The 12,188-nt window shown below is 67.2% G+C and carries 9 protein-coding genes and 4 pseudogenes; 7 read left to right on the forward strand and 6 right to left on the reverse strand.

Annotation, left to right across the window (positions count from 1 at the left end):
• Window positions 1-19: 19 nt before the first annotated feature.
• From STRVI_RS30540 to STRVI_RS30550, 3 genes and pseudogenes are all read left to right on the forward strand, one after another.
• On the forward strand, window positions 20-685 hold the full coding sequence (locus STRVI_RS30540; RefSeq protein ID WP_251982775.1) for a hypothetical protein: 666 nt from the start codon (window positions 20-22) through the stop codon (window positions 683-685).
• Between the two features lie 65 nt (window positions 686-750).
• Window positions 751-1,704 (forward strand): annotated as a pseudogene (locus STRVI_RS30545) (IS701 family transposase); the annotation flags it as partial.
• Window positions 1,705-1,782: 78 nt separating this feature from the next.
• Window positions 1,783-2,871 (forward strand): integrase core domain-containing protein, encoded by a 1,089-nt coding sequence (locus STRVI_RS30550; protein WP_043240320.1) that lies wholly within the window; start codon window positions 1,783-1,785, stop codon window positions 2,869-2,871.
• Between the two features lie 386 nt (window positions 2,872-3,257).
• On the opposite strand, the gene STRVI_RS30560 is transcribed toward STRVI_RS30550, so the two are convergent.
• The 3 genes from STRVI_RS30560 to STRVI_RS53920 all read right to left on the reverse strand — a co-directional run bounded on the left by STRVI_RS30560 (window position 3,258) and on the right by STRVI_RS53920 (window position 5,789).
• The gene (locus STRVI_RS30560; protein ID WP_014059443.1) at window positions 3,258-4,088 is read right to left on the reverse strand and encodes an AfsR/SARP family transcriptional regulator; all 831 of its coding nucleotides are present in this window, start codon (window positions 4,086-4,088) and stop codon (window positions 3,258-3,260) included.
• Between the two features lie 523 nt (window positions 4,089-4,611).
• Window positions 4,612-5,478 (reverse strand): IS630 family transposase, encoded by an 867-nt coding sequence (locus STRVI_RS30565; RefSeq protein ID WP_014059445.1) that lies wholly within the window; start codon window positions 5,476-5,478, stop codon window positions 4,612-4,614.
• A 161-nt stretch (window positions 5,479-5,639) separates the two neighbouring features.
• Window positions 5,640-5,789 (reverse strand): SDR family oxidoreductase, encoded by a 150-nt coding sequence (locus STRVI_RS53920; RefSeq protein WP_435532595.1) that lies wholly within the window; start codon window positions 5,787-5,789, stop codon window positions 5,640-5,642.
• Between the two features lie 79 nt (window positions 5,790-5,868).
• Here STRVI_RS53920 and STRVI_RS30575 point away from each other — a divergent pair, with 79 nt between their 5' ends.
• The 3 genes and pseudogenes from STRVI_RS30575 to STRVI_RS51145 all read left to right on the forward strand — a co-directional run bounded on the left by STRVI_RS30575 (window position 5,869) and on the right by STRVI_RS51145 (window position 7,096).
• Window positions 5,869-6,177, forward strand: coding sequence for a transposase (locus tag STRVI_RS30575; RefSeq protein ID WP_014043695.1), 309 nt, complete (start codon window positions 5,869-5,871; stop codon window positions 6,175-6,177).
• Window positions 6,174-6,458: pseudogene (locus STRVI_RS56170) on the forward strand (IS3 family transposase); the annotation flags it as partial. The gene STRVI_RS30575 and the pseudogene STRVI_RS56170, both read left to right, overlap by 4 nt.
• Window positions 6,459-6,811: 353 nt before the next feature.
• Window positions 6,812-7,096 (forward strand): IS3 family transposase, encoded by a 285-nt coding sequence (locus STRVI_RS51145; RefSeq protein ID WP_286012083.1) that lies wholly within the window; start codon window positions 6,812-6,814, stop codon window positions 7,094-7,096.
• A 5-nt stretch (window positions 7,097-7,101) separates the two neighbouring features.
• Here the strand turns inward: STRVI_RS51145 and STRVI_RS30585 are convergent.
• A pseudogene (locus STRVI_RS30585) lies at window positions 7,102-8,112 on the reverse strand (reverse transcriptase domain-containing protein); the annotation flags it as partial.
• A 13-nt stretch (window positions 8,113-8,125) separates the two neighbouring features.
• On the opposite strand from STRVI_RS30585, the gene STRVI_RS30590 reads away from it, so the two are divergent.
• Complete coding sequence (locus STRVI_RS30590; protein WP_167543240.1) at window positions 8,126-8,554, forward strand: integrase core domain-containing protein; 429 nt, start codon at window positions 8,126-8,128, stop codon at window positions 8,552-8,554.
• Window positions 8,555-8,600: 46 nt separating this feature from the next.
• Here STRVI_RS30590 and STRVI_RS49000 read toward each other — a convergent pair.
• A pseudogene (locus STRVI_RS49000) lies at window positions 8,601-8,987 on the reverse strand (IS6 family transposase); the annotation flags it as partial.
• A 292-nt stretch (window positions 8,988-9,279) separates the two neighbouring features.
• The gene (locus STRVI_RS30595) at window positions 9,280-12,045 is read right to left on the reverse strand and encodes a helix-turn-helix transcriptional regulator (RefSeq protein ID WP_014059446.1); all 2,766 of its coding nucleotides are present in this window, start codon (window positions 12,043-12,045) and stop codon (window positions 9,280-9,282) included.
• Between the last annotated feature and the right edge of the window lie 143 nt (window positions 12,046-12,188).

Below are 12,188 nucleotides of genomic sequence, written 5' to 3' on the forward strand. Positions count from 1 at the left end.
CGACTTCACCGATCTTCAGGTGATCGTCGCAGAATATACGGACCCGAAGGAGCGCGAGCAGCATCTGGCCCACACCTTCGGCAGCATGCAGTGGTTGTGGTCGGAGCATGACGAGTTCCGGTTCGACCAGAGCAGTCGGGAACTGTCCCACGCCACGTTCTACGTGCCCCGGGATTCCGCTCCCTCCCCCCTCTGCCACCGTGCGCCCCCCGAACCACAAAGACTCCCCGGCGGGCTGCGTACGGACACCACACAGAACTTCGCCCTCCCCCAGGCAACGATCTTCTGCTGTGACCCCGAAGCTGCCGAGTTGCGGTGCTACCGGGACCTCAGTGTTCTCGACGGAGAGCCGGACGCCCTGATCGGCATCGCCCCCGACGTGGGCCTCCTCGTCAAGGGAGGCGCGGTAGCCGGCTGGAGCCTCACCGATCCCGCGCGGTATCTGACAGATGGTTTCGCGGACCCTGAGGCCACGCCGCCCTCTCACACCACCCGGCTCCGGCTGGCCGAGTGTCTCAACCTGGTCACCGCGCCGCTCATCGACGAGGTGATGGACCAGGACGCGGACACCTGGCGCAGGCTCCGGGCAATCGAGCGCGACCTGCGCGACCAACGGAACGACCGGAACCGCGCGACCATCATGCACCGGGTCATCAGTCGTCTGATCGAGGACAACGAGTCCTAGTAGGGCTTGGTCAGGTGCGTTCGTCGGTGGCGTGTCCGGTTGAGGAGCTGTGTCGTTGACCGGGCATGACGCCTGAGGAGTTGGATGAAGTCCGGTGCCGTCTGGAGGACTTCGCGGCGGATGTGTTCGAGCCCTTCGCGCGGGCGGATCAGCGTCGGTGGGGCGGGGTGTATCTGCGGGGTCTGCTGCTGGACGGGCAGCGCAAATCGGTGGAGCCGATGGCCGCCCGGCTGGGTGAGGACGGCAACCGGCAGGCCCTGGCCCATTTCATCACCACCAGCCCGTGGGATCCGGCGCATGTGCGGGCCCGCCTCGCGTGGAAGATGGTTCCAGCGATCAACCCGACCGCCCTGATCATTGATGACACGGGCTTCCTCAAGGACGGCGAGGCCTCGGCGTGTGTGTCGCGGCAGTACACCGGCACCGCCGGCAAGGTCACCAACTGCCAGGCGGGCGTGTCCTTGCATCTGGCCTCCGACACCGCCTCGGCAGCGGTCGACTGGCGCCTGTTCCTGCCCAGGAGCTGGGATCCGGCCTCGCCGCAGGCCGATCCCGCCAAGGTGGCCCGCCGTGAGCCGTGCGGCATTCCGCCGGATGTGGGCCATGTCGAGAAGTGGCAGCTGGCCCTGGACATGATCGACGAGACCCGGTCCTGGGGCGTCGACGTCCCCCTCGCCGTCGCCGACGGCGGCTACGGAGACACCGCAGCCTTCCGGCTCGGCCTGGAGACACGCGGGCTGCACTACGTGGTGGGCAGTTCGACCACCGTGACGGCCCACCCGCACGACGCGAGACCGCACACCCCGCCCCATAGCGGCCGCGGGCGCCCGCCCCAGCCGGCTTATCCGGAGGCGCCGAGGAGCGTGAAGGAGCTGGTCATCGCTGCGGGGAAGCGGGAGGCCCGGCCGGTGCAATGGCGGGAGGGCTCCCGCCCAGGCAGCGGCCGCAGCGGGTTCAAACGCATGTACTCGCGGTTCGTGGCGCTGCGGATCCGGCCTGCGGGACGCGAGATCCGCAAGGTGTGCCGTTCAGGAATGCGTCGCTGCAGGTCGTAGGTGGTCTGGCGGGGTCTGCGGACGGGCTGGGACCATGTCCAGGTGATCGTCTCACTGGTGTATCAGGTCACACGGAAGCTGCTCTCGGTTCCAGCGGTGTTGCTGCGTCGGCAGACGGCCAGAGACGCTGAATTGCTCGTGCTCCGGCACGAGAACGCGGTGCTGCGCAGGCAACTTGCGAGTCCGGTGCGGTACCAGTGGACGGACCGGTTGTGGTTCGCGGCACTGTCCTCGCTGATACCCCGGCGTCGCTGGGCGCAGGCGTTCCCTGTGACACCAGGGACGTTGCTCCGCTGGCATCGGCGTCTCGTTGCACGCAGGTGGGACTACAGCGAGTGCCGGACCAGGCCGGGCCGGCCGGCGACAGCGGAAGCCGTGAAGGAGCTGGTGCTACGGCTGGCACGCGAGAACCCGCGCTGGGGCTGCCGCAGGATCCAAGGGGAACTCGCCCGGCTGGGCCACAAGATCGGAGCCTCCACAGTCTGGAAGATCTTGACGGCAGCCGGTGTCGACCCGGCTCCCCGCCGCAGCGGGCCGACATGGCGCGAGTTCCTGACATCCCAGTCCGAGGCCATCATTGCCTGCGACTTCCTGCACATCGACCTGGCAAGCCTTCGCCGGGTCTACGCGCTGGTCTTCCTCGAGCACGGCACGCGCCGCCTCCACATCGCCGGCGTCACCGCTCATCCGACTGCGCAGTGGACGGCCCAGCAGGCCCGCAACCTCGCTCTTGAGGTGGGCGTGCGCCTCGAGTCGCTGCGCTTTGTGATCCGCGACCGGGACAGCAAGTACACCGAATCCTTCGACGCGGTCTTCGAAGCTGAGGGCATCGAAACCCTGAAGACCGCCCCGCGGCCCCCGCGGATGAACGCGCACTGCGAGAGAGTCATCGGGACACTGCGGCGTGAACTCCTCGATCACGTGCTGATCTGGAACGACACCCACGCTCGCCACGTCCTCGACGTCTACGCCCGGCACTACAACGGCCATCGCCCCCATCAGGCCCGAGGGCAACGTCCGCCCCTTACCGACAGCCGGACCGCACCATTGACCGACTCGAGCACTCCGCGACGACTACTCCAGACTCGCGTCCTCGGCGGCCTGATCAACGAGTACAGACACGCGGCCTGACTAGCCGCGACGGGTTTCTGAACGGCACACGTTGCAGGTCGTGTTCCTGCGGGGCTGCGGGCATGAAGGAAGGGCCTCTCGGTAGCTCGGGGTTGCGAAGGCAACCGAGATCCAGGAGACCCTGTTGCCGCAGTTCTACGTGCTCGCGCCGGTGGAGTTCAACTCGGCTGCACCGAGGTGTGATTGTGTCGCCCACCGGTTCGGAAACGCAGCCGATCACCCGGAGCGTGTTCGGCGGTACCCCTTGGACATAACGGACGCGGAGTGGTCCGCGGTCCGGCCGCTGCTGCCGGTGCCGGCCTGGCTGCGCGGCCGGGGCGGACAGCCGGAGGCGTACTGCCACCGGGCGATACTGGACGCAATCCGTTACCTCGTGGACAACTCTCTCACCCCGTGGGCCGGGACGGGATGATTTCTTGGGGGAATAGTTTGGATTGTTGGTCGGCTTCCATGGTTGAATCTCGGCGGAGGATTCTCTGTTGGACTGTCCGTGTGTTGGGGGAGGGTTCCATTCCTAATTCGTTTCGCAGGTTCTGATGGAGCTTTTGGAAGGTTTCGAGTGCTTGGCCTGGGCGGCCTGAGCGGTACAGTGCGATCATCAGGAGCGAGTGCATGTTCTCGTGCAGCGGGTGCTGGACGGTCAGTCCGGAGAGTTCACCGATGAGTTCATGATGCCGCCCCAGTCGCAGGTCGGCCTCGATGCGTTGCTCGACGGCGCCCATCCGTTGTTCCTCAAGGGATACGCGGTGGGCCAGCAGGTGCGGGCCTGTCCGTATGTCGGCCAAGGCCGGGCCGCGCCAGAAAGCGAGCGCCTCGCGCAGTGCCCCCGAGGCCCGGCTGTTGTCGCCCGCGGCCAGTGCGCGGCGGCCCAGGTCCGCGTACCGGGCGAAGAGGCTGGCGTCATGGGTGCCTTTCCCGGCGGCCAGCTGGTAGCCCCAGCCCGTGTACGTCAGTACTTCTCGGGCCACTTCCGCGCTGCTGACCTGCAAGCTTTTAGCCAGCAGCCGTCTCAGGAGCACGATGTAGGTCTGCACGGTGGTGAGCGCGCTGGGCGGTGGGGTGCTTTCCCACAGTTCGTCCACCATGAGGTCGACGGGGACGACCCGGCCGGCGTGAGCCGCCAATAGCGCCAGGAGTTGCCGGGGCTTGGGTGCGCTCGGTGTCGCTTCCCGGTCGTTGGCGCCGACGACCAGGGGCCCGAGAATCCCGATGTCCATTGTTTTCCCTCATGGAAATCGCGTGCAAATGGGAGTGGATTCGAGTATATCGGTTCGCGTGGAAGCGAACATTTTAAGTGGTTGTTGCAATGATACGGCAGTCGGTCTATCGGCTGTCAAGCAGACCCGAGGTCGCCCCTCCGGTTTGGTGTGTTCTTGACTTTCTCTTGGCGATGCCCCGGGCAACCTCTCCATACTCTGCCGACTCGGGTTGGGCTGGGGGTATCTATCGCTGTGATTGACGGGTGCCCTGAAGGCATTCGAGTTTCGCGGTTCTGTACCCGGATGCGAGAAGTTATATCCGGCGGTATTCGGGCCCATGCGGGCCCGGCCGGGTCATGGCCACGTGTGGTGGCATCCCGAGGGCGCTCGCGGCCGCTTCGGCGATGCGCAGGTGCCGGAGGTCCTGGACGGCGTCGCCCATCCGGGCTCGTGGCGCGTGACCGCCATGGTTGCGCGGTGTCCGGCCGCCTGGCGGGCGGCCGGGAAGTCATCGGGGGCCGGAGTTCGGCTCAAGGGTTCCTTATGGCTTCGCCTCGGGCCGGACGGAATTCCTGTCCACGACCCAGAACAAGCGTTTCGCGCTGGCGTAGGGCTCCTGGCTCATGACTTGGGCGACCAGTTTCATGAACGGGTCGATACCGGTGGTGGGCTCGCAGCGGCCGAAGACCTTCGCGCGGTGGACGTCATAGGCGGCCAGGTAGGCCAGGGCTCCGCCGCGCCCGTAGGTGTGGTTGACCCGCATCGCGCGGGCTTGTCCGGGGGCCAGGGTGGGATGGCAGCGGCAGCGGGCCTGGACCGAGGTCTTCTCATCCGCGCTGATGACGTACTCGTCCACGCCGAGCGGCAGGCCCCCCCAGGTGCGGGCGTACAGATCCAGCACGCGTTCGGCCTTGGGTCGGAAGGCGGGGTCGGTGATGAAGATCCAGGACTGCTGCTGCCAGGGCTTGACCGCGTCCTGCTTCAGCCAGCGGCGCACGGTGGAGGCGGAGATCGTGGGGGCGATGTGGCGGGCGACGACTTCGCGGGCCAGTTCCGGGGCCGACCAGCGTGCCAGCGGTGTGCCGCTCTCGGGGGGCAGTTGGCAGGCCAGGGCCTTAACCTGGGCGGTCTGCAGTGGCGTGAAGCGGGGCGGGCGCCCGGAGCGCTTGCGGTCGGACAGGGCGGGCAGCCGGTGTGCGGCGAAGCGGCCGCGCCAGGTGCGCACGGTGTCCCGGTGCAGCCCCATCTCGCGGGCGATACGGGCGTTGGAACGGCCCCGGGCGGCGAGCAGGACGACCTGGGCGCGCTGGCGGATCCGGTGCTCGGTCTTGTGGCCGTAGGCCATCTTCTTCAGCCGCTCGCGCTCGTAGGCGGTCAGGGCTATCGGGCAGGCAGGGGCAACGGGCAAGGCGGCGGGCCGATCACGAGAAGTGGATCACGGCAGGCCGCATCCTGTCGCGGTCCGGTGCCCGGCGGCCGGCCGGCTTGCCGCACGGCCCGTCGGCTCGCCAGGGCCGCAGCCTGAGCATCGGACCCGGTGGACTTTCCAGGACAGGGCCAGCTCACTCGTCAGGCGCGGGCGTGAACACCGATGCCCCCGGAGACGATGAGGTTGTCACCGGTGATGTAGCCAGCTGCGTCCGAGGCGAGGAAGGCCACGGCTTCGGCGATGTCTGCTGTGCGTTTTCTTTTGAGCGGGATCCCGCCGAAGCGGGCCACCAGTGGCTTGAGGTTCCCCCGAGATGCGGGGAGGGGTGACAGAGAGGGTCAGATGGGTCTCACGAGAGGAGCCCAGACGATGCCTGCCCCGAGGAAATACCCGCTGGAGTTGCGTGACCGCGCGGTCCGCATGTATCGCGCCGCCGAGCCGAAGCCCGTCATCCGCCGTATGGCAGAGGAACTCGGGGTGCATCACGAGGCTCTGCGCAACTGGATCCGTCAGGCCGAGGCTGATGCCGGTGAGCGAGGCGACATTCTCACCACCGCCGAGCGTGAGGAGCTGGCTGCTCTGCGGAAGGAGAATGCCCAGCTCAAGCGGGCGAACGAGGTCCTGCGGACGGCCTCAGCTTTTTTCGCGGCCCAGCTCGACCCGACCCGGCCCAGGTGACCGCGCTCGTCGATGCGCACCCGCACCTGGGGGTCGAGCCCGTACTCCGGGAACTTTCCATCCCCTCCTCCACCTACTACCGCTGGCGCCAGGCCGAGAAGGAGCCATGCAAGCGACGCCGCCAGGACGCCGAGCTCACCGGGAAGATCCGGCAGGTCCACGCCGACTCCGGCGGGATCTACGGCTCACCCCGCGTGCACGCCGTCCTCCGGCGTGAAGGCATCCACGTCGGCCGCAAACGCATTGAACGGCTCATGCGCCAAGCCGGCCTGGCCGGGATCAGTCCCCGGCGGGGCAAGGGCTTCACCCGACGTGACCCGGACGCGGAACCGGCCCCTGACCTGGTGCAGCGCGACTTCACCGCGAACGTGCCGAACCGGCTGTGGGTCACGGACCTGACCATGATCGCGACGGAGGAGGGCCCGCTGTGGCTGTCCGCGATCCGCGACGCGTTCTCCCGCCGGGTGGTGGCCCTGGGAAACCTCCGCCCGCGCAGACGCCGATCTGGTCCTGACCACGCTGGAGTATGCCCTGGCCAGCCGCGAAGTCGCCCCCGGTGGGCTCATTCACCATGCCGACCACGGCTGTCAGTACACGTCCGTGAAGCTCACGACACGCCTGGTCAGGGCCCGGTATCCAGGCGTCCATGGGCTCGGTCGGCGACTCGTTCGACAATGCCCTGGCGGAGAACCTGTGGATGGTCATCAAGACCGAGTGCATCCGCGGCCGCGTCTTCCCCACCAGAGCCGAAGCGAACCTCACGCTCTTCGAGTACATCGACGGCTTCTATAACCCCCGCCGCATCCAGAAACGGCTCGGCTACCTCAGCCCGATCGAGTACGAGGAGAAGCATTACGCCAGCCAGGCAACGGCCGAACAAGTGAACCTGAAACCACGTCAACCCTCCCTGACCAGCTAGTCAGCCACCCCCGTACAGCGGGGGAACCTCAGCTTCCTTCCTCGATCACGTTCAACCGTGACCTGAAAACATGTGCGCGGCCCGTCGGGCGTCTCGATCAGTCTCTTGTACTTCCGAGCCGTCTTCGTGACCGTGCTGCGGTGTTTCCCGGCCAGAGTCTTCAGCATCGAAGTCTCCATGACCCACCGGAGCCTGCCCAGGCGAAACACATCCTGGGCCAGGAGGTAGTACTGGACGACACCTTGGAACTCGGACTGGTACTTCGCAACGATTGTGAAGTCATCGTCACGCATCACCGAGCCTCGCAGCGCCGGTTTTCCCTTTTTCATATAGAGCGCACACCGCTGCCTGATCGCCTGCCTGGGCACAAACAACCCAATGGAACCATTGACTGCCCGCCGGTTACGGGTGATCTTGTCGTTGGAATATTGGGACTTGATCTCATAGCCGAGGAAACGCGCCGCCTGGCGGGTGGCATGTGTAATCAGCGTCTTAGCCTCGGACAGTTCCAGCTTGAGTTCTTCTTGCAGGAACGTCCGGACCTTGGACTTGATCTCCTCTGCTTCGTGCCTGGGCCCGGCGAATCCCAGCAGCCAGTCGTCGGCATAGCGGACATACCGAAGCCGCCGGTAGTCCGGATCGTTGGGGTCTTGGCTCGGTAATGCTCGACGGCGAGGCTCAAGCTCCCTCACCGATTTCCAATCACCGCGCCGTCTTGCTCCCTGGATCCAGTGCTCCAGTCGTCGGTATGCCCGGTTTGGCTGACGGCGTCGGCCACGGTTGTATTCGGGCAGTAGCGACTGTTCAACGAACTGGTCGAGCCGGTCAAGGTAGATGTTCGACAGGATCGGGCTGGCCACGCCACCCTGCGGAGCACCGCTGAGTGTCGCGTCCCAGCGCCAGTCCTCGAGATATCCAGCCTTGAGCATGTGCCCGATCAGCCGGAGGAATCGGCCGTCGTGGATTTTCTCCGACAGGATCGACAGCATGACATCATGGTCAAGGCTGCCGAAGCAAATGTACTCACGGATGATCGTCGGATGGCAGGTCGCCGACCACATGCGGACCGAACTGCCCCTGGATGCACTGGAGATGGCGCTATGGCGCCGGAGAATCAAGAAGGACTCCGGCCTCATTCACCACAGCGACAGGGGCTCGCAATATGTGTCGATTCGCTACACCGGCCGATTGGCCGATATCGGCGCCTCCGCGTCGGTCGGCTCCGTCGCGGACTCGTATGACAATGCCATGGCCGAGGCACTGAACGGCACTTTCAAGGCCGAGCTGATCGAGATGCAGGGCCCCTGGAAGGACCCTGCCCAGGTCGAGCGGGCGATCTTCCAGTGGGTCACGTGGTACAACGAAGAGCGTCTTCACTCCGCGCTCGACTATGTGCCACCTGCCGAGTGCGAGCGCGACTTCTGGCAGAGCCAGGAGCAGACCCCGCAGTCCGCCTGAAACAAAATCCGCGGACTCTACGAAACTCGGGACAGCTCACCCGGCGCTGCTTCTTCATCAGCTTGGCCAGGAAGCGCCTGGCGGCCTTCGCGTTGCGGCGGAACTGGACCAGGATGTCGAGCACGTTGCCGTCCTGGTCGACGGCGCGCCACAGGTACTGCCGCACTCCGGTGATCTTGATGAAGACCTCGTCCAGGTGCCATTTGTCCCCGGCCTGCAGCCGACGCCGGCGCAGCTGTGAGGCGTACTGGGGCCCGAACCGGTCGCACCACTGCCGGACGGTCTCGTAGGACACGACGACCCCGCGCACCAGCAGCAACTCCTCGACCTGCCGGAAGGACAGCGGGAAGCGATGGTATAGCCGCACCGCGTGAGAGATGATCTCCGCCGGGAACCGGAACCCCCTGTACGACACCGTCCCCTCGGCCTCCACCGCCGGTCCCTCCCCGCGCGCCACGAACGACCTAAACGATCATCTCACGGACAGGCCCAACACCAACCTGACAACGCCGATCCGGAACAACACCACCAAGATCAACCAGCCGAAACGCCCACTGATCAGCACAAAAACATGCCTGCATCAATGGCGAGAAAACCCGAGCACCCCGGAGACACCTTTCCCGAACCTCACAGCAGCGGCGGCCACGTCTGCCCCGCCCGGGGCCTTGCCCGGGCGGGCGGCGGCGCGGTGGCCGATGGCCGGGAGCCGGGAGCCGGCTGCAGGGTCAGGAGGCGAGGCTGGCGGGCAGCTCACGGCGGTGGCGGATGTTCAGCTTGCGGTAGGCCCGGGTGAGGTGCTGCTCCACAGTGCTCACCGTGACAAACAGCTTGTCGGATATCTCACGGTTCGTATGGCCCCTGGCAGCGAGCGAGCACACCCTCATCTCGGCCTCGGACAGCATGTTGGTCACCACGTCGTCGGCGGGCGGCCGGCTCTGCGGCTCTTCCACCTGAACGACCGAGACCGGCTTGAGCACCAGCGACGAGGACAGGCCCTCGGCGCCGCACTCGTCGGCCATCCGCCATGCCTGACGGACGAGCAGCCGGGCCTGCGCGGCCTCGCCCTGCCGGTGATGTGTCCGGCACAGCTCGACCAGCGTGAGGGCCAGCTCGTACCGGTCCCCGGCGGACTGCAACATGTCCATGGCCGTACCCAGCAGTTCGATCCGCTGAGACGGAGGGCGGGCGGCGGCCTGAACCCGCAGGGCGATTCCCAGGGCGCGGGGCTGGTCCCGCTTGACGAGCGCGAGATGCTCATCGGCCAGCTTGCTCGCGCGCTCCCGCCGGCCACGGTGCAGCCACACCTCCGCGGCCCCGATGCGCCACGGCGCCAGCGTTGGCGAGTCCAGCCCCCATGCCTGCGCCTTCTCACCGCACAGGGTGAAGTCCGCGATGGCGGCGTCGTAATAGCCCGTGGCCAGGTAGTGACGCCCCCGCGCATAGAGGTAGTGCAGCCCGAAGCGGGTTTCGAGGAGCCCATTCGGCACGGGGCTGTTGACGAGTTCGGCGCCGGCAGCGTGATCCCCCATCGCGGTACGGGCCTCGATGGCGGTGGCGAACGGCATGCCGACCTCGACGCCCCACGCCTCCACCGACATGCTCAGCAGCGCGGTCTCCGCCGACTCCGCAGCGACGCGCAGCGACCCCCTGCGCAGTGCGATCATCGCCCGCGTCGAGGTAAAGAGGGCATGCCAGGTCGGTGCACGGCGCTCGGTCGCGGCCGTCTGAAGCTGGCCGCACCAGGCGGCTGCGGACTCCAGCTGATCCGCGTAGATCAACGCCGCGATCGCGGAATTCAGGGAGATGATGGTCTCGTCCTCCGCCGGGAGGTGCTGAAGTACACGCTCCGCCTCGGCCGCGAGCATGTCGTCGGCACCGCGCGTCAGGACCGCCCACAGCGTATGGATGGCGGACAGCCGGGGGCGTCCGATCTGGTACGAGGGCGCCTGAAGGTGCGGGGCCGACGAGGCGCCGCCCACCAGCTGCTTGTACGCCGCGGGGTAGGTGACCGCCAGCCACAGCCGGGTCACGTCCAGCTCCGGGGCGAGGTAGTCCTCCTGATCGGCGAACAGCGGCCTCACGACCTCGACGGCGACGGAGACCCGGCCCTGCATCAAGAGGCAGTGGGCCACCTCGAGGCGGATGGCACCCGGCAGGTCGCCGGTCCTGGCCGGGCTGACGAGGGACAGCATCATGCGCACGGCGGCCTCGGGCTGGTCCCGCCACTTGATGCGCGCCAGATTCGCCTTGATGACATGGCTCAGGCTCCGGTCGTGGCAGCAGCTGTCGGCGAGCTGAAGGCACTGCCCGGCCAGCGACACCCGGTCCTCGCGGAGCGCTTGCCCCGCCGCGTCCATCAGCAACTGCGGCGCCCAGTCGTCCTCCGCCGTTCCGCCCGCGACGAGGTGCTGCGCGACCACGATGGCAGGTGCGCCGTCGTTGTGCAGCAACCCGGCGGCCCGGTGGTGCAGCCGCCTCCGGTCCGCAGCCGACATGTTGTCCAGCACGGCAGCGCGGATCGCCCGGTGGCGGAACCGGAGACCTTCGATCAGCCGGGACTCGGTGAGGATCTTCATCGCCGACTCCACCTCGCTCTTCTCCAGCCCGACCAGCTGCGCGAGCAACGCCGGCGAGCCGGCGCCGCTGGCGATCGAAATGCCGCGGGCCACTTGGAGCCCGTTCGGGCCGCTGCGGCGGGTGCAGGCCACCGAGGCCTCGCGGAACAGGTCGGCGGCAACAGGGCTGTAGCCCTCCTCGGGGTGTGCCCTCCGGGCAGTGTGGTCGCTCAGGAGAGCCTGTACCAGAAGCGGATTCCCGCCGCTCATCGCGTAGAAGCCGGGCGTGTACTGCTCTGCCGCGGCCTGCCCGAACCGGTCCGCGATCAGCCGGGCCATGTCCCCCGGATCGAACGCACCCAGCTTGACGTGCACCACACCCGGCCGGCAGACGAGTTCGGGGAGCACACCGTCGTAGGGGGCGATCCCGGACGGTCCGAGCGTGAGGAGGATGGTGACCGGAATCCGCCGGCAGCGCCCGATGAGGTAGAGCAGACAGGCCAGGGACTCGGGGTCGGCGTGCTGGATGTCGTCGACGCACAGGACGACGGGCCGGTGCGCGCTGAGCTCGACCAGCAGACCGTGGTATGCCTGCATGGCCTGGGCCGCACCCGCCTCCGACGCGAGCGGAGACCTCTCCTCTTGGGCCTCTCTGACACGTTGCAGCGACGCGTGGAGGTCCATGTCGGCTCCGGCAACCTCGGCGTCCAGGAAGAGCTGTTCCATCACCCCGTACGGAAACGCGCGCTGGACCTGGGAGCCGGCAGCACTGAGCACCGTGTACCCGCGGTCCGCGGCCCGGGCGACGAGAACCTCCAGCAGCGCGGTCTTCCCGAACCCCACCGCTCCGCTGATGATGCCGGTGGTCCCGGTCTCCTCATCGCCTCTGTCGATCAGTTCCGTGAGCCGGCCGAGGCGTTCATCACGCTCCAGCATGTTCTGAGATGCCCCTAACAGGATGGTTGATGCGTCCCCACACGCTGGTCAGTGACCTCGTGTGATCGTCACGTAATGAGCGGCGTGCGTCGACTCGTTCCGTTGCCGCGGCCAGTTCGGATAGCTGCCCGCGTCTGTCTCGT

Source organism: Streptomyces violaceusniger Tu 4113, from assembly GCF_000147815.2.
In the GTDB taxonomy this organism is placed as follows: domain Bacteria; phylum Actinomycetota; class Actinomycetes; order Streptomycetales; family Streptomycetaceae; genus Streptomyces; species Streptomyces violaceusniger_A.

Excerpts from the sequence above, each read along its gene's own strand:
- STRVI_RS30590 (WP_167543240.1), top strand. The coding sequence starts at position 8,126 with ATGATCGTCGGATGGCAGGTCGCCGACCACATGCGGACCGAACTGCCC.
- STRVI_RS30575 (WP_014043695.1), top strand. The coding sequence starts at position 5,869 with ATGCCTGCCCCGAGGAAATACCCGCTGGAGTTGCGTGACCGCGCGGTC.
- STRVI_RS30560 (WP_014059443.1), bottom strand. The coding sequence starts at position 4,088 with ATGGACATCGGGATTCTCGGGCCCCTGGTCGTCGGCGCCAACGACCGG.
- STRVI_RS30595 (WP_014059446.1), bottom strand. The coding sequence starts at position 12,045 with ATGCTGGAGCGTGATGAACGCCTCGGCCGGCTCACGGAACTGATCGAC.